This is a genomic window from Alkalihalobacillus phoenicis, assembly GCF_047302405.1.
Taxonomy (GTDB): domain Bacteria; phylum Bacillota; class Bacilli; order Bacillales; family Bacillaceae_D; genus Alkalihalobacillus.
Window position 1 is genome coordinate 2,084,195 of sequence record NZ_CP154853.1, and the last position, 22,305, is coordinate 2,106,499.

Annotated in this window: 27 protein-coding genes; 10 read left to right on the plus strand and 17 right to left on the minus strand. The window is 36.0% G+C overall.

Features of this window, described 5'->3' with window-relative positions; translation table 11 throughout:
• Positions 1-88 precede the first annotated feature (88 nt).
• The 3 genes from AA0017_RS09880 to AA0017_RS09890 all read right to left on the minus strand — a co-directional run bounded on the left by AA0017_RS09880 (position 89) and on the right by AA0017_RS09890 (position 3,316).
• Positions 89-898, minus strand: a complete 810-nt coding sequence (locus tag AA0017_RS09880) for an HAD family hydrolase (protein WP_413381404.1) — start codon at positions 896-898, stop codon at positions 89-91.
• 76 nt (positions 899-974) lie between these two features.
• The gene (locus tag AA0017_RS09885; protein ID WP_413381406.1) at positions 975-2,156 is read right to left on the minus strand and encodes an MFS transporter; all 1,182 of its coding nucleotides are present in this window, start codon (positions 2,154-2,156) and stop codon (positions 975-977) included.
• Between the two features lie 164 nt (positions 2,157-2,320).
• On the minus strand, positions 2,321-3,316 hold the full coding sequence (locus AA0017_RS09890) for an ROK family protein (RefSeq protein ID WP_413381408.1): 996 nt from the start codon (positions 3,314-3,316) through the stop codon (positions 2,321-2,323).
• Between AA0017_RS09890 and AA0017_RS09895 the strand changes: the two genes are divergently transcribed.
• The 3 genes from AA0017_RS09895 to AA0017_RS09905 all read left to right on the plus strand — a co-directional run bounded on the left by AA0017_RS09895 (position 3,315) and on the right by AA0017_RS09905 (position 4,323).
• Entirely contained in the window at positions 3,315-3,527 is a 213-nt protein-coding gene (locus AA0017_RS09895) for a helix-turn-helix transcriptional regulator (RefSeq protein ID WP_413382534.1), read from the plus strand. The genes AA0017_RS09890 and AA0017_RS09895 overlap by 2 nt on opposite strands.
• Complete coding sequence (locus AA0017_RS09900) at positions 3,524-3,955, plus strand: hypothetical protein (protein WP_413381410.1); 432 nt, start codon at positions 3,524-3,526, stop codon at positions 3,953-3,955. Before AA0017_RS09895 ends, AA0017_RS09900 begins: the two co-directional genes overlap by 4 nt.
• Before the next feature lie 182 nt (positions 3,956-4,137).
• The gene (locus AA0017_RS09905; RefSeq protein ID WP_413381412.1) at positions 4,138-4,323 is read left to right on the plus strand and encodes a hypothetical protein; all 186 of its coding nucleotides are present in this window, start codon (positions 4,138-4,140) and stop codon (positions 4,321-4,323) included.
• 169 nt (positions 4,324-4,492) lie between these two features.
• Here AA0017_RS09905 and AA0017_RS09910 read toward each other — a convergent pair whose 3' ends face one another.
• The gene (locus tag AA0017_RS09910; RefSeq protein ID WP_413381414.1) at positions 4,493-4,885 is read right to left on the minus strand and encodes a RidA family protein; all 393 of its coding nucleotides are present in this window, start codon (positions 4,883-4,885) and stop codon (positions 4,493-4,495) included.
• Positions 4,886-5,278: 393 nt separating this feature from the next.
• Positions 5,279-5,668 carry a tautomerase family protein gene (locus AA0017_RS09915; protein ID WP_413381416.1) on the minus strand — a complete coding sequence of 130 codons (390 nt, stop codon included), beginning with the start codon at positions 5,666-5,668 and terminating at the stop codon, positions 5,279-5,281.
• A 355-nt stretch (positions 5,669-6,023) separates the two neighbouring features.
• On the opposite strand from AA0017_RS09915, the gene AA0017_RS09920 reads away from it, so the two are divergent.
• From AA0017_RS09920 to AA0017_RS09935, 4 genes are all read left to right on the plus strand, one after another.
• Positions 6,024-7,442: a spore germination protein gene (locus AA0017_RS09920; protein WP_413381418.1), complete on the plus strand. Its 1,419-nt coding sequence runs from the start codon at positions 6,024-6,026 to the stop codon at positions 7,440-7,442.
• A 48-nt stretch (positions 7,443-7,490) separates the two neighbouring features.
• Positions 7,491-8,603 (plus strand): GerAB/ArcD/ProY family transporter, encoded by a 1,113-nt coding sequence (locus tag AA0017_RS09925; protein WP_413381420.1) that lies wholly within the window; start codon positions 7,491-7,493, stop codon positions 8,601-8,603.
• A complete protein-coding gene (locus AA0017_RS09930; RefSeq protein WP_413381422.1) occupies positions 8,587-9,681 on the plus strand; it encodes a Ger(x)C family spore germination protein in 1,095 nt (364 codons plus the stop codon). The genes AA0017_RS09925 and AA0017_RS09930 overlap by 17 nt, the downstream gene beginning before the upstream one ends.
• 309 nt (positions 9,682-9,990) lie before the next feature.
• On the plus strand, positions 9,991-10,446 hold the full coding sequence (locus AA0017_RS09935) for a hypothetical protein (RefSeq protein ID WP_413381424.1): 456 nt from the start codon (positions 9,991-9,993) through the stop codon (positions 10,444-10,446).
• Positions 10,447-10,697: 251 nt separating this feature from the next.
• On the opposite strand, the gene AA0017_RS09940 is transcribed toward AA0017_RS09935, so the two are convergent.
• The 4 genes from AA0017_RS09940 to AA0017_RS09955 all read right to left on the minus strand — a co-directional run bounded on the left by AA0017_RS09940 (position 10,698) and on the right by AA0017_RS09955 (position 12,401).
• The gene (locus AA0017_RS09940; RefSeq protein ID WP_413381426.1) at positions 10,698-11,027 is read right to left on the minus strand and encodes a hypothetical protein; all 330 of its coding nucleotides are present in this window, start codon (positions 11,025-11,027) and stop codon (positions 10,698-10,700) included.
• Positions 11,024-11,551, minus strand: coding sequence for a polymorphic toxin type 50 domain-containing protein (locus AA0017_RS09945; protein ID WP_413381428.1), 528 nt, complete (start codon positions 11,549-11,551; stop codon positions 11,024-11,026). The genes AA0017_RS09940 and AA0017_RS09945 overlap by 4 nt, the downstream gene beginning before the upstream one ends.
• 356 nt (positions 11,552-11,907) lie before the next feature.
• The gene (locus AA0017_RS09950; RefSeq protein ID WP_413381430.1) at positions 11,908-12,042 is read right to left on the minus strand and encodes a hypothetical protein; all 135 of its coding nucleotides are present in this window, start codon (positions 12,040-12,042) and stop codon (positions 11,908-11,910) included.
• Positions 12,043-12,236: 194 nt separating this feature from the next.
• Positions 12,237-12,401: a helix-turn-helix transcriptional regulator gene (locus tag AA0017_RS09955; RefSeq protein WP_413382537.1), complete on the minus strand. Its 165-nt coding sequence runs from the start codon at positions 12,399-12,401 to the stop codon at positions 12,237-12,239.
• A 302-nt stretch (positions 12,402-12,703) separates the two neighbouring features.
• Between AA0017_RS09955 and AA0017_RS09960 the strand changes: the two genes are divergently transcribed.
• Together AA0017_RS09960 and AA0017_RS09965 are read left to right on the plus strand one after the other, a co-directional pair.
• Positions 12,704-13,312 (plus strand): hypothetical protein, encoded by a 609-nt coding sequence (locus tag AA0017_RS09960; RefSeq protein WP_413381432.1) that lies wholly within the window; start codon positions 12,704-12,706, stop codon positions 13,310-13,312.
• A gap of 468 nt (positions 13,313-13,780) precedes the next feature.
• The gene (locus tag AA0017_RS09965; RefSeq protein ID WP_413381434.1) at positions 13,781-13,987 is read left to right on the plus strand and encodes a YolD-like family protein; all 207 of its coding nucleotides are present in this window, start codon (positions 13,781-13,783) and stop codon (positions 13,985-13,987) included.
• A gap of 117 nt (positions 13,988-14,104) precedes the next feature.
• Here the strand turns inward: AA0017_RS09965 and AA0017_RS09970 are convergent, their stop codons facing one another.
• The 6 genes from AA0017_RS09970 to spoVK form a co-directional block, all read right to left on the minus strand.
• Complete coding sequence (locus AA0017_RS09970; protein WP_413382539.1) at positions 14,105-14,275, minus strand: peptidoglycan-binding domain-containing protein; 171 nt, start codon at positions 14,273-14,275, stop codon at positions 14,105-14,107.
• Entirely contained in the window at positions 14,194-14,736 is a 543-nt protein-coding gene (locus AA0017_RS09975) for a peptidoglycan-binding protein (RefSeq protein ID WP_413381436.1), read from the minus strand. The genes AA0017_RS09970 and AA0017_RS09975 overlap by 82 nt, the downstream gene beginning before the upstream one ends.
• A 772-nt stretch (positions 14,737-15,508) precedes the next feature.
• On the minus strand, positions 15,509-16,858 hold the full coding sequence (gene glnA / locus AA0017_RS09980) for a type I glutamate--ammonia ligase (RefSeq protein ID WP_413381438.1): 1,350 nt from the start codon (positions 16,856-16,858) through the stop codon (positions 15,509-15,511).
• A 76-nt stretch (positions 16,859-16,934) separates the two neighbouring features.
• On the minus strand, positions 16,935-17,324 hold the full coding sequence (locus tag AA0017_RS09985; RefSeq protein ID WP_413381440.1) for a MerR family transcriptional regulator: 390 nt from the start codon (positions 17,322-17,324) through the stop codon (positions 16,935-16,937).
• 76 nt (positions 17,325-17,400) lie between these two features.
• Positions 17,401-18,660 carry an aminotransferase class I/II-fold pyridoxal phosphate-dependent enzyme gene (locus tag AA0017_RS09990; RefSeq protein WP_413381442.1) on the minus strand — a complete coding sequence of 420 codons (1,260 nt, stop codon included), beginning with the start codon at positions 18,658-18,660 and terminating at the stop codon, positions 17,401-17,403.
• 105 nt (positions 18,661-18,765) lie between these two features.
• Complete coding sequence (spoVK, locus tag AA0017_RS09995) at positions 18,766-19,719, minus strand: stage V sporulation protein K (protein ID WP_413381444.1); 954 nt, start codon at positions 19,717-19,719, stop codon at positions 18,766-18,768.
• Positions 19,720-19,855: 136 nt separating this feature from the next.
• Between spoVK and AA0017_RS10000 the strand changes: the two genes are divergently transcribed.
• Positions 19,856-20,854 carry a tyrosine-type recombinase/integrase gene (locus AA0017_RS10000; protein WP_413381446.1) on the plus strand — a complete coding sequence of 333 codons (999 nt, stop codon included), beginning with the start codon at positions 19,856-19,858 and terminating at the stop codon, positions 20,852-20,854.
• Between the two features lie 236 nt (positions 20,855-21,090).
• Here the strand turns inward: AA0017_RS10000 and hfq are convergent, their stop codons facing one another.
• Positions 21,091-21,324, minus strand: coding sequence for an RNA chaperone Hfq (gene hfq / locus AA0017_RS10005; protein WP_003323764.1), 234 nt, complete (start codon positions 21,322-21,324; stop codon positions 21,091-21,093).
• A 30-nt stretch (positions 21,325-21,354) separates the two neighbouring features.
• Positions 21,355-22,296 carry a tRNA (adenosine(37)-N6)-dimethylallyltransferase MiaA gene (miaA, locus tag AA0017_RS10010; protein WP_413381448.1) on the minus strand — a complete coding sequence of 314 codons (942 nt, stop codon included), beginning with the start codon at positions 22,294-22,296 and terminating at the stop codon, positions 21,355-21,357.
• Positions 22,297-22,305 lie beyond the last annotated feature (9 nt).

The window sequence follows — 22,305 nt, forward strand, 5'->3', positions numbered from 1 at the left end:
CCAATAGAAGAACATCCATGATTTTTAAGTGAAAAAGCTCTACTATAGTTAAGTATTAAGATTCACAAAGTTCGATGATAAATATCATTTAATAGCTATTTTCCTGTAATGATAACATCTTAATGATTGTTTTCATTACAGCATCTTCTTCATTTGAACGGGTAATAAAATTGGCAGCGTCTTTAACTTCTTGAACTGCATTGCGGACAGCAAAGCTATATGTACTACGGGTCATGAGCTCTATATCATTGTACCCATCTCCGAATGCCATTGTTTCTTCTGGCGTAACATTCAGTAATCGCTGTAACTGCTCTACGGTAGTACCCTTATGAACATTGGTATTTGCTATATCTATCCATGCTGCTTCCGAAGCTACAATATAAGCTGACTCAAAATACGGATTTAGTTTTTCTCTAGTTTCCATACACCTTAACAATGGATCGTGAATCGTAATTTTAACAAAATCCTCTTTTATTTCATTAAAATTAGTGACATGTCTTACTTGAGCATAAGATCCTCTGACAATAGCAGCTTCTTCTTGTGGGATACTTCCTTTTATGACTGCACCGTTTTTTGTACACGCAATAACGGTATGTTCTAAGCTAATTTCTTCGAGTAAATGGATTATTTTCAAACCTAATTTATTGCTTAACAGAGATTCATAAACAAATTCTCCGTTATGCTTAATTCGAGTAGCACTATCTCCTAAAATCCATAAATCATTTGCATCCTCAGAAAATAACTCTTCCACACGTTCACATTGTTTTCCAGTAACTGGAGCAAAAATAACTCCTTTTTCTTTCATTATCTTTTTAACGTCCTTATACAGTTCTCTGTTAAAATCACCATTATTATTCAAAAACGTTCCATCCATATCAGATACCACTAATTTAATCATAAGAATTCTCCTCACATCTTATTATAGTTTCACTAAGTCGATATACATGTTTAATTAGATACGACACCTCTTCTTCTTAGTAGGCATTTAGTTGTTCTGAGCATAAGAGCATCACCACAATATACACAACGATAAAAAATGGGAAAATTCCAATTGTTGTATTTGATGCAATGAAACCAAGAAGAGGTGGCATAAAGGCACTACCTGTATAAGCTACAGCCATTTGATAGCCCATAATAGTCTGTGAATGCGTTTTACCGAAACGAGCAGGTGTTTCATGTAACATACATGGAAAAATCGGTGCTAATCCAAATCCCACCATGATAAAACCTACAAGTGAAACGATAGTTGGCAATGGTAGGACCAGAAGTATAGCACCAACTAGTGCTATGACTTGTCCTGTTCGAATGAGCATGCGGTTACTCATTTTAAACGTAACAAAACCAGTTAGAAATCTACCAATCGTTAGTCCTCCCCAGTAGAATGAAACCCACTGTGCAGCTACTGATGCTGGTAACTCCTTAACATTTACGAGAAAGCTACTCCCCCAAAGTCCCACTGTCGCCTCAACCCCACAATAAAATAGGAAGGCAAACATCGATAGCTTCACCCCTTTAATTTGCAAAGGTTTTACAGGCTTTGTATCTTCACGAGAAGTTTCAGTATGGGCAGGTTCTGAATTTTCATTTAACTCTATGTTACTGTTTTTCGATACTCTATTCCATAATGGTAAAGAGAATAGCAGAATAGCTGCCAACGCAAACTGAATGACTGAGATTGTGAGATAACCACTTCTCCAAGCATGTTGACCTGAAATAAACTGGGCCATGATGAGTGGGCCCAAGGTGGCTCCTACACCCCAAAAACTATGTAACCAGCTCATATGATGTGCCTTATAGTTGTTAGCAACATAATTATTAAGTGCTGCATCCACAGCTCCTGCACCTAGCCCAAGAAGGATTGAGCATATAACCAACCACATGATCGATGGAGCAAAATAAAAACCTAATAAAGCACTAGCCGTCATTAAACCACTAAAAAAAGTGACCTTTCCAGTACCAAATCGCGTAATTACTTTTCCACTAACTAAACTTGAAACAATAGTGCCTCCTGCAATCGTCATAAAAAGGAATCCAGCTGCCTCAAGCGGTAACCCCAATTCCTGTTGCATTACGGGCCATGCAGCCCCTAATAAAGGATCAGGCAACCCTAAGCTAATAAAGGCCAAATAAATAATAACCAAAAGTAATAGTGTCATGTTTATACGTTTTCTCCTAACTGTATTTTTTCTATCTTTTTTAAAACAAGTTAAAAAAAGGGGGAAAAGGAGCACTTATTAAATCATTTTAATAAGTCAATAAAAATTTCAGCATTCATACTCATAAAGATGAATGCCTACAGCAATTATTCGTTTGTTTTTTATTAGATGTTACTTATCTCATCCATCATTACATCCAGGCAAAGAGTTTGTAGTCCAAATAAATAGTCTTGTTCCCAATCACTAGCTTCAAACTCTGGAAGATGCTCTGAAGGAATATACTTTGAGCTTACAACTTTAATTTTGTCTATTATTGTTTCATCCACTTCATCCTCACAAAAAATGAAAACATGAGGATTAATAATCGCAACAAACGAGGCTACTAATCTACTAATCGCATCAACCTCATACTCCTCACTAATCATTTCGTTTCTCGTTCCATTTCCCCTATTTAAAGCCTGTTGAAAATTTTGGTCATTATATTGAGGAATAAACTGAACCTCGCCGGAGAAAAACGTACTTCCACGAACGACATGTCCATTTAACATAATCCCTGTACCTGGGCCATTTTGTCCAGAATATAAATATACAAGGGATTGATCCTTCATGTTCCTATTTTTGTAATAGCCGAGAATAGCCGCATTCATATCATTTTCAACTGCGACAGGTATAGAAAAATGCCCCTCATAGTACCCTTTTAAATCTATATTTTGAAAATGCTCGTATCCTGGAATATGAAAAATCCGACCATTATCAACCGCACCAGGAACGCCAATCGCGATTGAATTGATTTTTGGATTTGCGTTTATGATGTTTTCAATATAAGTAGTTAATACATTTAACCCACCTTCCGTTAGTACACTTGGAAGTTTTCCTTGATCCTTTATTTCCCCCAAACAATTAAATATTGTATAGTTTGTCTCTAACCTCTCTAAGAAAATAGCAAGACCAAGCATATACTCAGGATTGTACCTATACCTTTTTGCTCTTCTGCCACCACTAGATTCATCAAGACCAACTGAAATAATTTCTCCATTGTTCTCCATCTGTGTAAGGCTCTTACTTATTGTTGGAAAACTAATTTTCAATTTATTACATAGTTCTACTTTTGTTGCACTTCCAAATTCCAAAAGAGTTGTACGAATACCCAACAGGATCATCTTCTTCAATAACCGTTTAGAAAAAATCCGCAAGCAACGCGGAATTAAGCAAGAAGAATTAGCAAAGGCACTTGAAGTATCGAGGCAAACTATCGGTTCGCTGGAAAATGGACGTTATAATCCATCGATTCTTTTAGTATTCAAGATTGCACGTTTTTTTGGTATGACGATTGAAGAAATCTTTATTTATGAGGAGGATAAAAAGGAATGAAAAAATCTATTTCCGCTTATATTCTTACCGTTTTAGCTGTAGGACTACTAGCAGGTGGTCTATATTTCATCAAAACAATTGAAAATTCACAAGGTATGTTGGAAGCATTGCCTTATATCTGGGTTGGGATCGGTTGTGTTATTTTTGGTCACGGTATGGGAGAAATAATCCTCCAACGTGCTATGAAGGGTGCTCCCACAGCAGCAAAGCAGCTGGATATTGACAAAAACGATGAGCGTAATTTGACAATCGCTAATCAGGCAAAAGCGAAAGCATATGACATGATGGTTTTTGTGTTTGGAGCCTTAATGATATCATTTGCCTTGATGGGTATAGATTTAATCGTTTTATTGCTATTTGCTTTTGCCTATATGCTTATAATTGTATATAGCACTTATTATCGTTTCAAGTTTAATAAAGAGATGTAATAAAATTCTTCTCCTTCTTTAGGTATAATCGAACGTTGCTCTTTTTTTCATGCTGGTGATTTGGAAGATTTGGAGAACACCTCCAAAACCTGCGAAATGCAATCGCTTCCCATACAATTCTCATTTATAGGGTTTCCAAAGGGAGCTAGGAGATCCGTTCAATTTAAAACGAGGTGATAACGATGGCACATGAAGGTAAAAAGCTTATACCCGGCTTAGGCACTCTAGTTAAGATACAACCCGATGAGGTTAGTTTTCAGATAGAGCACCAAGCTGACTCTGCTGCAACTACACTACCTGAGTTAGTAGCAGACTTTAACGAGCTATTAGCAAAGCTTCAAGCATCAGGTATTATGAAAAAGCAATAGTCCATAACCAGGTGCATAGCCTAAATTATTATTCTTGAATTATGAAAAGTGTGGTTTATACAAGATGGTGTTGAAAGAAAAGAAGCTTATTCACATTATCGGTCTACTACCGTATTACATGAGTTAAAAAACACAAAAAGGAACAGTTTTCACTGTTCCTTTTACGTCATTAAAATTCAGCATACCACAGTTCAATTTCAATTTTCAATTCAGGCAATCCTAATGCGGAAATATAGGCAACTGTCATAGACGGGTATGCCGTTCCAAATAATTCATCCCATTGAGGGTCTAAATAATCCCAATCAATTTCTTCTGTTGCCCATATATTAACCTTTATAACGCTCTCTTCAGTCAATCCTTCTGATTCAAGAACCTTTTTTATGTTTGCAAAAGTATTTGTGATTTGATCGTTTAATTTTGCAGGAATATTGCCATCCATATCTATTCCTACTTGACCCGATGTGACAACTAAACCTGCACCTTTTGGCACTCTAGTAATATGACTGTAGTTGCCCACTGGTTTTGGCATAAGCTCAGGATTTTTCCTAGTAATTTTTTTCATAATATGACCTCACAGACTATAAATTTTTCTGCTTATTTTCTAAATAAATTAGACAGACTTCACCAATTCCTGTATATCTAAAAGAAAACAGCAGTCGAGTATCCATAGCCCATAGGTAAAAACATAAGCATTTTCTTTTTCACGACCTGAACACTCCCTTTATTAAAAAGCGAAGTCCGTTTGGTGAGAAGCGATAATACTAAGGAACAACGCTAAGTTCGCGACTTCATTAAGACGACCGATTTTTCTTCGGCTTCTAACGGACGTAGCTAGATTAATTTATAGTGTGAGTAACAACTAATCTATTTATAAAATGATACTACCATATCAAGATATACTATACCTTCAATTGTTGAATAAGGAAAAATCAGGCAATTAGTGATCGCCTTTTCCTTATAGATTAACTTTATAATCCAGCACTAACTCATCCCCAGATAATCCTCTTATGCCCCAATTATGTTTTGGTGTTTCAAAAATAGTAATCTCAATATCCTGAGGTGGTATACCCAGATCACGATTTATCCGCTCAAATAATAGATTTAGCAATTGCTTTTTCGTTTCTACCGTTCGACCTTCAAACATACTAACCTCAATTACGGTATAGGCTTCCGTTCTCCCACTCGCAAAATAAAAATCTTCTTGTTCCATAGGAAAAAAACGGTGAAACTTCTTATCTGGAGGAATTTCAAGCGCTTCCATCATACACGAATGAATAACATTTGATAATGCACCCTTAATTGGATTTAACTTTTCTTTAACCCCATAAATTTTAATCTGTCCCATTCTCATCTCACCTTTCTCTACTCAACTAAACTCCGCTAACATTAACATTATTCTATCAAAAGGATAGAAATTCCTTCTTTAGTGCACAAATTACAGGTAGCCTTGTCTCATTTAAAAGAGTTTGTAATGGAGAAGGCGTCATCTCGCTTCTCCACTTCCTTTTTCAATTTATAGCTATTGAACTTTACTATCGTATGGCTAGATATCATCATTGAAGGTTTTTTCAAAGGTATATAAATGAAAACTGAGCATTCCATTTTGTACTTGTTCTCGATTTAATCTCCATATTATGAAACAAATTTGTATATCCTTTCAATGTATGCATGATACTAAAGAAAAAGTGGCGAGGTTTTGTATGGAAAAAGAAAGTAGCAACCACCAAAAAACAGAAAAACAGATGACATATGACCAAAAGGCGAGTCAATTAATCCAATCATTTAGCCATACAGAGGATTTTGTCGTAAGGGAAATGGTGATTGGTGAGAAAAAGATCATTTTCTGCTTTATAGAATCGCTCATTGATAAAGAAAAATTAAGTACAACGATTAGTCTCCTAACGAACCAAACGACTGAAGGAACTCCACTTGAAAAATTGGTTCGCCAATTTGAGATGGAGAAAACGGATTCAGAGCTTATTCATAGTGTCATGATTGGCAAGGTTCCCCTTTTTATTGAGGGATTTCATGTCGTACCTGTTTTAGACATTAAATTATTTATGACAAGAAGTCCGGAAGAACCCTCAAATGAACGAGTCATTAGAGGGTCACATGATGGCTTTTTAGAAAGGCTAAATAGCAATATAAATATTTTGAGAAATCGAATTCCAAATTCAGATTTTACGGTTAAATACTTTACTATTGGAAAACTTTCTAAAACACAATGTGCAATGGTCTACGTAAATGGAATTGTTGATCAAGGAATTGTCTCTCAAATTGAAAATCGCTTAAATTTGATTGAAATTGATTATGTTACTAATACCGGAAGTTTAGAAGAATTCCTTGAAGAATCTACGTTGAGTCCGTTTCCGCAAATGCTGTCCACAGAAAGACCCGATCGAACAGCGGCAAATATCTTAGACGGGCGAGTCGCCATAATGGTCAATGGAACACCTGGGGTCTTGATTCTACCCGTTTCTTTTTTTGCTTTTTATCAATCGCCAGACGATTATAGTACAAGGTGGTTAACTGGTTCCTTTTATCGTCAAATTCGATTACTCAGTTTCTTTTTAGCTACTTGCTTACCGGCGATTTATATATCGATCATTTCGTTTCATTCTGAAGTGATCCCAAAAGGACTAGTGTTACTCGTCAAAAAATCGATTGAAGAAATCCCTTATCCACCGATCGTTGAAGCATTCATATTAGAACTTACATTAGAACTCTTACGAGAAGCAGGAGTTAGATTACCGAATCCGCTTGGACAAACAATTGGAATTGTTGGTGGCTTAGTAATCGGAGATGCTGTCGTTCGAGCAGGTTTAGTTTCAAATATTATGATCGTTGTTGTGGCGTTAACGGCCTTGTCCTCGTTTATTGTTCCGACTCATGAGATGAGTGCTACGGTTCGACTCATTCGTTTTCCATTGATGCTCTCTGCTGCTGTCCTAGGTTTTGTTGGAATAAGCTATGGATTGTTGTTTTTATTTATTCACATTTGTCGCCTTACTCCATATGGGATGCCTTATTTTTCTCCACTCGCCCCCTTAAAGATCAATCATATTAAAGATACTTTTATTAGGTTACCGGTGTCGAAGCAAAAAAAGAATGACATGTAAAAAGAGAAATCGAAAGTATCTGCTTTACTAAAGGGAGTGAATCCTTAAATGGATGGAGCAAAAATTTCATTGCATCAATTATATTTTCTTATTGTTCAAACGCAGATTGGGATAGGTGTGCTATCCTTACCCTTTTCTGTCTTTAATGTTTCAGAGAATGATGGATGGATTTCTGTGCTAGTTGCAGGAGTAATTGTTCAAATCATTTTATTGTTAATATGGAAAATTGATTGTTGGATGAATGGGAGAGATCTTTTCGTACAATGTCGAGAAATTTTTGGTAAATATTTCGGTAATTTTTTAAAAATTGTGTTTTTAGTTTATTTTCTTGCTATAGGAACAACCATTTTAATTTTATATAGCAATATTATGAAAAAGTGGGTTTTTATTTTCACCCCAAAAATCGTCATAATGGGACTTTTATTACTCATTACTATTTATTTAGTGGACGGAGGGTTAACCATACTTGCGAGAGTTTATGTGTTAATGACGGCCTTAATTATCTTTTTAATTATTTTAGTAAGTATCGGACTAAAAAATGCTCATTATGTTTATCTTTTGCCAATTGGAGTAAATGGGATGACTACTATTTTGAAAGGCTCAAAAGAATGCATTATCGCAATGTTAGGTTTTGAGTTGATTTTTTTATTTCTAGGACCTACTCAGAGTTCTAACCGCAATAAGTTAAAGGTTTTATCATTAGCAAACTTAACTGTTACGATCATCTATTCATTTATTGTTTTTACCGCAACCGTATTTTTTAGCCCAGATGAAATAAAATTAGTTCCTGAGCCTGTCTTATACATGATGAAGGATTTCACCTTCATCGTATTAGAAAGAGTGGACTTACTCTTTCTTTCTATTTGGATTGTCGTTGTGGCCACAACATTTTCTAGTTATTTGTATGCTGCATCACAAGCACTTAAGCATTTGTTTTTGACTTCAAATCATAACTCGAATAAGCCTTACTTTGTTTACATCGTCGGAGGGATTATGTTAATCCTTGCTTTATTGCCAGAAAGTCACCTGCAAATAGATAAAATTTCTAGCTACATTGGGAATATGAGTCTCATTTTTATTTCCTTCATGACTTTACTCTTTTTTTTCTCGGCAATGTTAGTAAGAAAAAAATTGGGAGGACGCGATGAAAAACTGTCATAAAATGATTATATGGATTGTCGTCTTACTTCAATTAACGGCATGTTGGGATCAGCAATTATTAAAAGATAAAATCTTAATAAAAGCCGTGGGGTTCGATAATACAGAAGATGGAAATATAAAATTAACGATTTCTACGCTGATTTCTGATAGTCAAACGATCCTAGAGGAGAGCTTTTCAGAGATCGGAAGGACACCGAGGGAAAGTAGGACAAAAATTGAAAGAGCCTTACATGGGAACATCGATCCTTCAAAAAATCGAATCGTATTAATCCAAGAAGAGTTAGCAAAAGGTGATATTTATCCTTTGCTTGATGTTTTTTACAGAGCTCCATCTTCTTCATTAGTAGCAAAGTTTGCTATTTCAGAAGGTGAAACAGAAAAAATTATGAAACATGATAAAATAGGAACGGTAGAAACAGGTGATTTCCTTTCCGATCTAATTATCAATTCTGAAGATAATACAATAATTCCTTCTATTAATCTTCAGAAAATCTGTCCATTTCTTTTTGATCCTGGATTTGATTTTATCGCACCACTCATTAAATTAAACGATACAAAAATCGAAATAATCGGTACCGCCTTATTCAATGATAAAAAAATGACAGGAAAGATGAGTGTTGAGGAAACAATGCTGTTTCTACTCCTTTCCAATGAATTAGCAAAAGAAACGTCTCTAACAATCCCAATTGAAAATGATGGGATCAATATACCGAATAATATTACGGTTAATGTGGAGGAAGCGAAAAGTAAAATGGAAGTAGACGATAAAAATCCATCTGTCCGTTTCGATTTGTCTTTAAAAGTTGGGGTTGTTGAATTTCCAGAAGATGAACTTCATAATTCAGAAAAAGTAGCCGAATTAAACCAAATAATGTCCGAATATTTAACAAATCTCGCTTCTCAAGTGATAGAAAAGTTACAGGATGCTAATTGTGACGGATTCGGGATCGGAAGACATATGTATGGCTTCCACCATCAAAAATGGAAAGAAACCGGAAACTGGAAAGAGTTATATCCAAATTTAACGATTCAACCACACGTAAACGTTAGCATTATCAATAGCGGGATCATTAATTAATGGTTCTATCGTGAACACTTGATGAGTAAGACCCTAATTTGAAAGGAACGAGCGGCACCACCGAGTTGCTTGTTCCTTTCGTATGGTTCAGGGTCGTTTCCTGTTTCTCCTCTATTCTCTTTTAATTTTCATGTGCTCTGAATATTCCTGTTTATAGTTTGTATGTTCACATTAAATCCGGTACATGAAATTCCACTGATGGAGAGGCGCTTATTACTCTCTCCTTTTCATACCTATTTCCTTGTTCTTGATTTAACATTATACTAGACTAAATAAAGACTAGTTTTTCATAAGAAAGGAGATTTTCACATGACGACGACTCCCTCATTATCTCTTTGGGAAGCCTATACAATGGAAAGTTTACGTGCAAAAGGACTCGCCGATAAGGATTTATTTTCTTATTTAGCGAATCAGGATATGAAGGGCTTAAAATCAGTGGATAAAGCTTTAGATTATACGGATCTGATGAGAGCTTATCGGCAATCCCCAGCTCAATTAAAAACAGCGATTGATTCCCAATATAAAATTAAATTCCCAACCAGAAATGGTATTAAAAATTTGCTGAAACTTAAATTTGAGCTTGAAGCACAGCTTGATTACACTTTATCAGAAACAAGTTTTATCGGCGTTCCATTGACTAAAGAACAACTACATACAGTCCAAATCATGTTTGAGCCAATTTGGAAACTGAAAGTAAATCATCAAAACGATGAGAAATATAATACAACGATTTATCACGCATCCACTTTATTAAATGAACAGTAAAAGAACTAGCTACTGACAGTCAACACCCCTTCTGTATAACCCCGGTACGCCATTGATACAGGAGGTAGGCGTGTCTCCTTCTGTATCAATAGCGTACCTTTTAATCAACATTTAATTATCCCCCAGTTTGTCCCCTTTTTTGTCGGGTTTTTCTCGGTATTTTGTCGATTTTTCCACTTCATTTATACATTAAACAATAGAAAAAACTGATACTAACCTTATCACAGGTGATATCAGCCTTCTCTCAAAAATTACTTATTCGTCCATATTATATTTTCTTTTTTATCTTTTATAAAATCAGGGCTATTTTTAGGTGTTAATTCGAATACCTCACCTTCTATAAAATAATCTTCATTTTCATTAATTATAGAAACACACTCAAAACAAATCGCATAATATTCATAAAACCCTACTTCGCTTTCTGGATTATCAGAATCAGGGAATTCATCCTCATTGCTTGTTTCATACTGTGTATAATGTTTAGCTACTATTTTATTACCACTCTTCCATTCTAGTATTACTTCAGATTTTGTAAATTCTTCATGAGCTTCAAAAAACTTCACAAATTCACTTAATATCATTGGATAGGCCTCGCAGGTACAATATGTGCTCCAGTTTTTGAATAATGGATTGTCCCAACTGTAGTTGGTGCTACTGCATCTGATCCTGGAGATCTATAAAGCCCAATGTTCTCATTAAAGTTTACACTTTCTCTATTATTATCTTTATTTACTACTCTTCCCTTTCCTCCATGAGATCTAAGGAGTCTAGTTGCCTTGACAACAGTTCCATTAAAAATACTCTTACCACTCGTATACTCTTTGGTTCCTTGAATATGTCTATTTTGTTTTTGAGCGTTTATATATCCAGGATCAGACTTTGATCCAATAGTTATATTAGGTATTCCACCACCAATATTAGGGTCCTTTTCAGGAACCTTACCTTTAAAAGGGGTCATTACATTTTCAATATTTTCCATTTCGTGATTTAAAGGTATTTTCTCTGCTGCTGACACCGAAGAAGTTTGAATCAAACAAAAAAACAAAAGTACTGCTAACATAATAAATAAGTGATACTTTTTGATTGCTGCAATGCTTAACTTCATTAATTTAATCCCTTCTTCAGTCTGAATATTAGAAATATAACAGCATTGTAATAAAAAGTAAATATTTCCTATTAAAACCCTGTTATTAATATACTTATATTCCCCTTTTCCTTTAGTCTAGTTGAAAGATTCAAACGTCAAATCATCCCTAATGATGTGGCGATCGTAAAAATAGCAGCCTTTTTCATGTCATAATATTTATCCTTTTTGATCCCTAACTCTAAATACCTCCTCCTGGTTTCCGTTCCTTGTGAACCTTCCCATCTCGTCTCTCAACTGCTTGCTGGCGTCTCTCCCTGTTCTGATTGGACCATAACCTCCCTTGTGATATTTTCTCCATTCTGGATTTAACTTACTCACTGGATATTTTCGATTTGCCATTGTTGACGTCCCTCTCTTTCTCCGATTCTTTTTGCTTCTGCTCCAGCCATAACCGTGATCCGTAGCTCTCCATAGTAAATATCATCATATCTAACTGTAGGTCTATACATTTTGTTTTCCCTTCTCGTTAGCAATTGCTTGCAGCTGACGTCTCCCCTCTAATGTCAACCAGACGTCTTTACGCTCTAATAATTTTTGGGCCAATTCTTTTGTCATGTGAACCCCTCCTTTTGGTTGGCGTCTAACTGACGCACTTAGCTAAAGGTATGACCATATCACGTCACTTATGACCATAAAAAAGCACTTAATCTTTCGGTACCCAAATTTCGTACACCGACTTATTAAGTGCTTTAGCTATTTTATACGCCTTATCTATAGGTGGCATTATATCCTCATTTTTATAATTATTTAATGTAGTTCTTTTAATTTTAGTCTGTGTTGCAAGCCAAGTAGTCGTCCTACCATCCATTGCCTCATTTAATCGATTTTCTACTATTAAATGCAATTTTATCACCTCGTTGCTTTTATTCAATATTAACGCGGTTAATCCCTTTTTTTATCCAACATTTTTAACTGGTGTAATGGATAAAACATTAGCCATTTAGGGCAATACCCTCCTAATTAATATTATTCTAACTTGAGACAAAGTACTTTTGTCTCCCTTCTTTTTTGTTAAACTAAAAAAAACTATCATTCTATTTACAATGTTTAAATACAACTATAAACTAAAAAATGGATTTAATTACATAATATTTAAACGGAGGCAAAAAAATGAATAATGAATCTATGAAACTAGTTAACACTCTTTTACTATTGTCGTGCTTTTTATTAGTTTACCCATTTATTCTTACACCTATTTCTGTTCAAGCTCAATTAAACGAGGAAGAAAAGTTGGTTGAAGAACTAGCAGATGCCCTAGAATTCATGTTTGAAGAAGCGATTATTTTTGATGCAAATGGTAATCCAATTGGAATGAACTTCGATAAATTGGAAGAAAAGTTTGGAGATAGCTCGGAATTAAGAGAATTAAAATATGAATTAGAGGTAACTAATGAGGTATTGATTGACCAGCCCTTAATAAACAAACAAAAATTCTCTATTCAAAGTAGAAATTGTAAGCCTAATGATGTTCGCTGCATAACTAATACACCAAGAAGTGCTGCTGTGGACAGATGTATTGGAAAAGGATTAAGTGATTTTTTTGGGTTGGGTATAGCTGCTGGTATTGGTGCTGCAATAGATCTATTATGGGAAGATAAATGGGGTATGGCTGCAAGAGAACTAATTAAGATAGGTGTTAAGGGAAGTGTTCTTGGAATTGCAGCACAAGTTTCATGGATAACAGTTACATGTATTGGAGATCCTAAGAAATATTCATAAAATCCTTAAAGCACTGATGATTAAGTTAACTATCAGTGCTTTTTTTACTTTTAGAGGGTATCAAACTATAAAGGATTGTAAGTATAAGAGGAAAGATAATGATGTATGCTAAAGACTCCCCCCATAAAAATTGATGATATTTTACCAAATCGTAAATAACTCTGAAAATAGCAGTTACAATTAATCCAAGCAAATAAATATTCAAATAATATTTAAAAAAATTCATAAAATCTACATCCCCCACGGTTAAATTTAACGATACTAATTGTAACAATATAAACATGTTATTTCCATGGTAAATTTGTATGATTATGTAATTCCGATCCCTCATTAGGGGTATAGTACCTAATGAAGGAGCTTTTTCATGCACGGTCAGGATAGTAATTAATGGGAGCTATCGGCTTCCTTTTTCCGTTACGGATAAACAAACAAATGTTTGTATATATTATAAAAAAGGTGTTGAACGTTTTGAAGCAAATAGAAGGATTAAAACGCGGAAATAAACTATGGGCAACAAGCTTTATGCTGCCCGAACATGTAGAAGCTCTACGCGAATTAGATTATAAAAGCCAAAAAGTATCTAAGCCGGAACTGGATGAAAAAGAATTGTATGAGCTTGGGTTGATTGTTATGGACAGTTTAAAGCATGAGTTGGAGATAAATATTACCTTTTAGGATGATGGTTTTTACAAAGAAGTTATTGGTGTGGTTAACAAGGTGGATTATCAACAGTATTACTTGATTTTAGATTTGTTAAAGAAAATTAAGCCCCCACACTAAGGAGGGCTCTTTTTATGCTTGCATTACTGCTAACAACTTAGCTCTAGTGGCTGGGCCATAGATTCCGTCAGCCACAAGACCATGCATAGACTGAAATCTCCTCAAAACATCAGCTGTCTTAGGACCATAAATGCCATCGACAGCACCAGGATTAAAATTAACTGCATTGAGTGCTGTTTGGATTTGTCTAACCGCATCACCTCTTGCACCATTACGATATACTCCATTAGGTAACGGATACTTAGAAGCTGATTTTTTTGTGGAGTCTTATTAAGCTCTGCCCATGTTTTAGGACCAACGATACCGTCTACTGTTAAGCCTTTGTCTCGCTGAAAACCTTTGACTGCTGCAAGGGTCTCCGCACCAAAGTCACTATCGGCTCCAAACTTGGGGAGCTTTTGACCATGTGCTATCAAGCGTTGCTGCATGGTAATAGGATCAACCGGACGTTCTCGTTGGTATGCTGCTTTCCTTTCGATTCCTCTTCTTGCTTGGGGACTCCTTCCGGTACTCATCCAATCTATAGCATATTTAAGATCACTGAGCATTCCTGATAAAATTTCAGTTTGCTCACTCGATAATCCTTCTCGACTATTCTTTAACTGCTTCAATGTGATTTTATACTCTTCAATTAATGCTTTCATTGGATGGCATCCCCTTTTTATAGTTGTCTCCAAGCTCCACGTTTTCTTGAATAAATCGGTCGATTACTTCCCATTAAATCTGCTATATCCCACTTTGAAAGTACTTCATTAGGAATCTTCTCTTTTCGAACGGCTTTGTCTTTTCACTTAAAATCAACATTATTCTCTTTACACCATTCTTGAAGTTGGTCGTTAATTGAGTTTATCTTTCATCATCTCCAATCATTTATGAAAATAAAAAGAGGACACCGACAGACCACGGCTATTAACCGTAATCGTTCAGTGTACTCCAGATGGCTGGTAGAACATTTATTTGAAAATAATACCCCTTATTTTTTTTGTGATTTTATAGTTTTCATCAATTGGCAAAGCTATAGACTCCTCATAAACTTTATCAATTATACTTTTATACTTTATTAATATAATATTATCTTGATTTGCGACCCTTACCGAACTTCCAAAATCAATGCTTAGAAATATGATACCTCCATTTAAATTTGTTAATATTTTTTCAAAACTCAATTCTTTTCCCGATGTTTCATTAGTTACCTTCTCTACATCATAAGATTGATAATTAGGATTTAAGTAAACAACATTTAAAATATCATTATTTTCTTCATCTGTAGCTATTTCAAACTGAGATTAACAAATAACTAGTTTTTTAAAAATTGTGGGTGAATTGTGGGTGCACCCACAAAAACAGCCCTTCCCTTCAGGTGTTTTCAAACAAACAAAAACCCTCAACGTCAGTAACGTCAAGGGTTTGAACATCTTAATAGTTCTGCATATACTGGTCACGTTCCCAAGGGTGAACTTGAGTGCGGAACATGTCCCATTCGATTTCTTTTGCTTCGATGAAGTGTTCGATAGCGTGCTCACCTAATGCTTTCACTAGAACTTCGTCTTTGACTAATGTGTCAATGGCATCTTTTAGTGTTGCTGGTAAGTCGTTGATTCCTTCTTCGATGCGCTCTTCTTTGCTCATGATGTAGATGTTACGATCTGTTGCGGCTAGTGGAGTGATTTTTTTCTTAATTCCGTCAAGACCAGCTGCAAGCATTGCGGCCATAGCTAAGTATGGGTTGGCTGCTGGGTCTGGGCTACGAACTTCGATACGTGTACTTACACCACGAGAAGATGGGATACGTACAAGTGGGCTACGGTTACGCATAGACCATGCTACATATACAGGTGCTTCATATCCAGGAACTAAACGCTTATAAGAGTTAACAATCGGGTTTGTGATTGCTGTAAAAGCTTCTGCGTGTTCTAAAATTCCACCTAGGAATTGCATCGCTGTTTCACTTAATTGTGATTCTGTTGATTCATCAAAGAAGACATTTCCTTCTTTATCAAATAAAGACATGTTACAGTGCATTCCCGAACCGTTTACACCAAATAATGGCTTCGGCATGAAGGTTGCGTGTAATCCGTGCTTACGAGCAATTGTTTTAACAACAAGTTTAAATGTTTGAATATGGTCACAAGCTGTAATCGCATCAGCATATTTAAAATCAATTTCGTGCTGGCCTGGTGCTACCTCATGGTGAGATGCTTCGATATCAAAACCCATATCTTCTAGCTCTAATACGATATCACGACGGCAGTTTTCCCCTAAATCTGTTGGAGCTAAATCAAAATAACCACCTTTATCGTTTAACTCTAATGTCGGTTCGCCATTTTCATCATTTTTGAATAAGAAAAATTCTGGCTCTGGTCCAATGTTAAAAGCAGTGAAACCAAGCTCTTCTGCTTCTTTAAGTACTCGCTTCAAAATACCACGTGGGTCTCCTTCAAATGGAGTTGGTTCTTCTCCAGGCTTTCCTGGAAAGTAAATATCACAAATTAAACGGGCTACTTTACCTTTTTCAGGAGTCCATGGGAAAATGACCCACGTATCTAGATCTGGATATAAATACATATCAGATTCCTCGATACGAACAAATCCTTCAATTGATGAACCGTCAAACATCATTTTGTTATCTAATGCTTTTGTTAATTGATCAATTGGAATCTCGACGTTTTTAATCGTTCCTAGTAAATCTGAAAACTGTAAGCGAATAAAACGGACGTTGTTTTCTTGTGCATTTTGAATAATGTCTTCTTTTGTAAACTTAGCCATTCTATGTAAGCCCCTTTCAATTCTAATTATATTGAAAAGATTTCCTCAAGAATCAGAAATCTATTCCATCCATATTTTACGTATTAAAAAAACGAGAAAGTTGTCCTTGTATAAGCGACGTTTTGCCGAATTTTCCGGCATCTTGTAATTCCTTCTTTAATAAGAAGCGCAACTCTTGATCCGATAGTTCTTTTTTCGGTGGAGGGATGTTCTTTTTTTCGTTTTCTTTTTCTTCTAAAACATGTTTGATTGCGGAAATATTAAAGCCTTTTTCCAACATATCTTTAATTTCCAATAGGCGGTCAACATCATTAAAAGAAAATAAACGCTGATTGCCTTTCGTACGAATTGGATGAACCAATTTATTTTCCTCATAGTAGCGAATCTGTCTTGCGGTCAAATCGGTTAGCTGCATCACAATTCCAATTGGAAACAATGGCATATTACGACGATCTTCTATTTTCATACCGTCACCTCCGATTCCATACTATTAGACTACTAGATGTAAGAATCAATGTCAACTAATGTTACATTAGCTAACATCAATTTTCTCCATTGACAATTTTTAACGAATCAATTGCTTGAATAACAGCGATTTTTACATGTTCATATGTCAACCCACCTTGGACATAAGCGACATAAGGTGGTCTAATCGGGCCATCTGCGGTTAATTCGATACTTGCTCCTTGAATAAATGTTCCCGCTGCCATAATAACATCATCTTCATAACCTGGCATTGGACTCGGATGTGGAGTGACATGGGCATTAACAGGTGAAGCTGATTGAATGGCTTGGCAAAACTTAATCATCGCTTCAGCTGTTGGAAAACGAACTGATTGAATTAAATCCGTTCTTTTATCACTCCAACTAGGCGAGGTACTCATTCCTAAATCTTCTAAGCAAGCGGCTGTAAAAGTCGCTCCCTTTAACGCTTGAGCGACAACATGTGGTGCTAAGAAAAAACCTTGATACATCTCTTGTAAGCTATAAAGACTCGCTCCCCCTTCACGCCCGATACCCGGAGCTGCTAAACGATACGAAGCTAACTCAATTAATTTTTCCTTGCCGACAATATATCCACCCGTTTTAACAATTCCACCACCCGGATTTTTTATAAGCGAGCCAGCCATTAGATCGGCTCCAACCTGACATGGTTCCATCTCCTCAACAAATTCCCCGTAACAATTATCAACAAAAATAATCACATCTTCTTTAATGTTACGTATAAATTCGATCATTTTTTTGATTTCAGAAATGGTAAAGGATGGTCGATCGTCATAGCCCTTAGAGCGTTGAATTCCAATTACTTTAGTCTTTGAAGTAATCGCTTGAGTGATTTCCCCTTCATTGATCCAACCATTTTCTAAAAGGGGAATCGCTCGATAATCAATCTTAAATTCTTTTAACGAACCATGCCCGTTGCCTCTTATACCGACAATTTCCTCAAGCGTATCATATGGTTTCCCCGTAATATAAACTAATTCATCTCCTGGTCTTAAAACACCAAATAAGCAAGTCGCAATTGCGTGAGTTCCTGAAATGATTTGTGGGCGCACTAACGCTGCCTCTCCACCAAAAACATCCGCATAAATCGCTTCTAATGTATCGCGACCGACATCATCATAGCCATATCCAGTCGATGGTGTAAAATGAAAATCCGCTACTTGATGTTTTTTATAAGACTCCAACACTTTTGCTTGATTGACCATCGCTACATAATCAAACTGTTTATGAACGGATTCTATTTTATTCTCTACTCTTTTAATAAGAGTTTGAAACTTTTCATTTTGTAACAGTTGCATAACTTTCTCCTTTTTCATAACAAATTCAGATCATTTTATTATAACATTTAGCCATCTCAAGCAAAAGCAACACAAAACAAAAAGGACCCCCTATACAAAGGTCCTTTACCGTGTATTCACTCTTGATGAATGAAAATTAAAGTCTTCCGCTTCTAACATTTCGAGATGCTTTCGTTCAAAGTTCCCTAAACGTAATAGTCTAACTGCCTGTAACCGGATCGCTTCTTCAATCAAATTACGGATATATCGGCCGTTACTAAAGGCACGCTCCTGTTCAATCCGTATTTGCTTAAGATGTTCACGGATATGTCGAATCGCTTCCGTTGTTAACTTATATTCCCTTTCATGGGCCATACCGATTAAAATTTCAATGAGCTCCTCTAATGTGTAATTGGGAAAATCCATCGCAATCGGAAAACGTGATGGCAAACCTGGATTTAACGACAAAAAATAATCCATTTCACGTGAATAGCCTGCTAGGATAAGCACAAATGAATGTTGTTGATCCTCCATCGCCTTCACTAATGTATCGATTGCTTCCTTTCCAAAATCCTTCTCCCCACCTCTTGCTAACGAATAAGCCTCATCAACAAATAATACACCACCATGAGCTTTTTTAATGACCTCCCTTGTTTTCTGAGCGGTGTGACCAATGTATTCTCCGACTAAATCGGCCCGTTCCACTTCAAGTAAATGACCTTTTTCTAAAACATTCATTTCATGAAAAAACTCCGCAATAATTCGGGCGACCGTTGTTTTACCCGTACCAGGGTTGCCTTTAAAAATCATATGCAACACTTGCTTTGACACTTTTAACCCATTTTGTTCACGGCAACGATTGACGTATAGCCACGCATAAATTTCGTTAATTAATTTTTTGACGTCTTTTAATCCTATAAAATCTTCCATACGTTTTTCAAATCGTTTCAAGATGTCATGTTTTTCTTTATCTTCCTCGGAATAATAAACGAGTGACTGGGGTTCCTTCAATTCATACCTCGTTTGGTTTAACACCACATTAATACGTCCATTTTTCCTCGTGTTAATCGGGTTACTCATGCTGCTCACCCTTCCATCCATTACTCCCTTATGTTAATCATACGCTACAAATTAAAAATTGTGACAAATGCCTATAAAAACATTCAAAAACCTACACTTAAATGTATAATATTAGAAAAGCAGAGGTGAAGTTTAAATGACCGATTCTTCTTTTCCGACATTCGTCCATTCCTATTTAGATGATTTATATATTAAAGGGAGAAAAGCTTCGACGATTAAACGATACGAACATGATTTTGTCTTATTCTTTCGTTGGTTTTCTCATCAAACAAAAAGCCTTGCAATCGAAAGCGAATGGATAAACATTTCAAAGGAACAGGTCCAACAATTTATAGCGTATTTATTTGAAGAAAAAGAACACCAAATTCGAACTGTAAGAAGAATCCATTCCGCTCTCAAACAACTAGCCAAATATTGTATAAAAGAAAATTTATGCAAAGAACATCCCTTTGCTTTTTCGGACGCACCTGAGCTGGTTCTCACTCCTTTAAAACCGTCAGAATGGGTCTCATCACGGGAAGCATCCCGATTTATCGAGATCTTACAGTCAAACAAAAATTTAAGTGAACAGCAACTTGAAGTTCGTCCCTTATTAAAAGCCCGTAATGAATTTATCGTTAAATTATTTTTGCATTATGGGCTTACCTTACAAGAAGCGGTTGAGCTGACCATGACACAAATGAAATTTGAATCAGGCACGATTGAAATCAACGGGGAAACAGGCAAACGTTCCGTCCATTTAAGTAAGCCTGACCGAGAACTCGCTTTTACTTATTATCAAAAAATCCCTGAACCGGTCAGACCGAGATTACATGAAAATGACCCTTTTCTTGTAGCTTTTGATTTTCAAAGAAAAACATATCGCTGGTCTTATGAGGAGGACAAGCCGAAACAGTTAACGAACATTGCTATCCAAAAAATGATTCGACTCGAAGTAGCAAGAGGCGAACTTCGTAAAGGGATATCGGCCCAGCATTTGCGGAATCGATTTATTTTACATGCTCTTCTGGAAGGAGAATTAACTGAAAATGTCCAAAAAAAATTAGGGTTGAAATCACCCTTATCGTTTCACCGTTACATGCTCACCATTGATAAATTAACCGAAGAACAAAGGCTTGATTTACTTCAGCAATAATGACTAAAAGTTCGAGTTGGCCGTTTATTCATTTTGAGACACTAATATAAAGTCTGAACCTACAGACGATGACACAGCACTCACTTCGGACTTTCCACTCCTAATAAATCTATTATTCAAATGTCGAATCAAAAAAGACTCCTCTTTGTTTTCATCAACAAAGAAGAGTCTACTTTTTCAAGTTATTATCGGCACCCTTTAAACGACCATCTTGTCTCTACAATTCGGGAAAACCGTTATGTAAGGTCTGATTCACTTTTTAACTGAACATTACGTTGTGGTGCAAAGGTTGAAATCGCGTGTTTATACACTAATTGTTGTTTACCTTCTGTTTCTAAAATAATCGTAAAGTTATCAAAACCTTTTACAAGTCCACGTAATTGGAATCCATTTAAAAGGAAAACAGTTACGGAAATATTGTCTTTTCTTAACTGGTTTAAAAATTGATCCTGAATATTAATTGTTTTCATGATTCTGTCCCCCTCATTTTAGCTATCTCTTTATTTCGATATATTTTTTAGATTTCCTTCCACAAACTCAGATATTTGCAGAAAAACTTTTTCAGTCAACCCTTCTGATACGTCAAACCATGTGGTGTTCGTTTTATTGCGAAACCAAGTGTACTGTCTTTTCGCATATCGCCTTGAGTTTTGTTTCAATTTTTCAATCGCTTCTTCTAATGAATACAACCCGTCCATATAACCGTATAGCTCTTTATATCCAATCGCTTGCACACTTTGAACGTCCTTAAGATCTTGGTTATAAAGGTGTTCGACTTCTTCAATTAAACCATTTTTAACCATAATATCGACACGCCTATTAATTCGCGCGTAAAGTTGATCACGAGGCATCGTTAACCCAATCATTGCTAAGTGATAACGTTCTTCCTCTGACGTGCTCTTTTGCTGTTTAGTAAAGGGGATTCCTGTTACTTTAAACACCTCAAGAGCTCGAATGACACGGCGGACATTATTAGGATGAATGACCTCTTTTGCGTCTGGATCAACTGAAAGAAGTTGAGTATATAACGCCTCAACGCCATGTTCGGACACAAATTGTTCTAGTTCTTTTCGATACGTTAAGTCTTCTTCCGTTTCTGAAAACTGATAACCTTTAATAATTGAATTCACATAGAGCCCTGTTCCACCCGTTAAAATCGGCACCTTCTTTTTTTGATTGAGCCTTGTTATTAAAGGTACCACAAGTTCTTGGAAGTCCGCTACTGAAAAGGCTTCATCTGGGTCTTTAATATCAAGTAAATGATGAGGAACCCCTTGCATCTCTTCCTCATTTACCTTCGCGGTTCCAATGTCCATTCCACGATAAATTTGCATGGAATCACCACTAATGATTTCTCCACCGTACTTTTTCGCAAGTTCAATACTAAGTGCCGTTTTGCCGACGCCTGTCGGACCTACTATCGAGATTAAATCTTCCTTCATCATCTTCTC

Coding starts and splice junctions, on each gene's coding strand:
- AA0017_RS09950 (WP_413381430.1), bottom strand. CDS start 12,042: ATGTATAGACCTACAGTTAGATATGATGATATTTACTATGGAGAGCTA.
- AA0017_RS09915 (WP_413381416.1), bottom strand. CDS start 5,668: ATGGGACAGATTAAAATTTATGGGGTTAAAGAAAAGTTAAATCCAATT.
- glnA (WP_413381438.1), bottom strand. CDS start 16,858: ATGGCTAAGTTTACAAAAGAAGACATTATTCAAAATGCACAAGAAAAC.
- spoVK (WP_413381444.1), bottom strand. CDS start 19,719: ATGAGTAACCCGATTAACACGAGGAAAAATGGACGTATTAATGTGGTG.
- AA0017_RS09890 (WP_413381408.1), bottom strand. CDS start 3,316: ATGATCCTGTTGGGTATTCGTACAACTCTTTTGGAATTTGGAAGTGCA.
- AA0017_RS09985 (WP_413381440.1), bottom strand. CDS start 17,324: ATGAAAATAGAAGATCGTCGTAATATGCCATTGTTTCCAATTGGAATT.
- AA0017_RS09945 (WP_413381428.1), bottom strand. CDS start 11,551: ATGAAGTTAAGCATTGCAGCAATCAAAAAGTATCACTTATTTATTATG.
- AA0017_RS09940 (WP_413381426.1), bottom strand. CDS start 11,027: ATGATATTAAGTGAATTTGTGAAGTTTTTTGAAGCTCATGAAGAATTT.
- AA0017_RS09935 (WP_413381424.1), top strand. CDS start 9,991: ATGACGACGACTCCCTCATTATCTCTTTGGGAAGCCTATACAATGGAA.
- AA0017_RS09930 (WP_413381422.1), top strand. CDS start 8,587: ATGAAAAACTGTCATAAAATGATTATATGGATTGTCGTCTTACTTCAA.
- AA0017_RS09880 (WP_413381404.1), bottom strand. CDS start 898: ATGATTAAATTAGTGGTATCTGATATGGATGGAACGTTTTTGAATAAT.
- miaA (WP_413381448.1), bottom strand. CDS start 22,296: ATGAAGGAAGATTTAATCTCGATAGTAGGTCCGACAGGCGTCGGCAAA.
- AA0017_RS09900 (WP_413381410.1), top strand. CDS start 3,524: ATGAAAAAATCTATTTCCGCTTATATTCTTACCGTTTTAGCTGTAGGA.
- AA0017_RS09920 (WP_413381418.1), top strand. CDS start 6,024: ATGGAAAAAGAAAGTAGCAACCACCAAAAAACAGAAAAACAGATGACA.
- AA0017_RS09885 (WP_413381406.1), bottom strand. CDS start 2,156: ATGACACTATTACTTTTGGTTATTATTTATTTGGCCTTTATTAGCTTA.
- hfq (WP_003323764.1), bottom strand. CDS start 21,324: ATGAAAACAATTAATATTCAGGATCAATTTTTAAACCAGTTAAGAAAA.
- AA0017_RS09925 (WP_413381420.1), top strand. CDS start 7,491: ATGGATGGAGCAAAAATTTCATTGCATCAATTATATTTTCTTATTGTT.
- AA0017_RS09960 (WP_413381432.1), top strand. CDS start 12,704: ATGAATAATGAATCTATGAAACTAGTTAACACTCTTTTACTATTGTCG.
- AA0017_RS09990 (WP_413381442.1), bottom strand. CDS start 18,660: ATGCAACTGTTACAAAATGAAAAGTTTCAAACTCTTATTAAAAGAGTA.
- AA0017_RS10000 (WP_413381446.1), top strand. CDS start 19,856: ATGACCGATTCTTCTTTTCCGACATTCGTCCATTCCTATTTAGATGAT.
- AA0017_RS09975 (WP_413381436.1), bottom strand. CDS start 14,736: ATGAAAGCATTAATTGAAGAGTATAAAATCACATTGAAGCAGTTAAAG.
- AA0017_RS09955 (WP_413382537.1), bottom strand. CDS start 12,401: ATGGATGGTAGGACGACTACTTGGCTTGCAACACAGACTAAAATTAAA.
- AA0017_RS09905 (WP_413381412.1), top strand. CDS start 4,138: ATGGCACATGAAGGTAAAAAGCTTATACCCGGCTTAGGCACTCTAGTT.
- AA0017_RS09910 (WP_413381414.1), bottom strand. CDS start 4,885: ATGAAAAAAATTACTAGGAAAAATCCTGAGCTTATGCCAAAACCAGTG.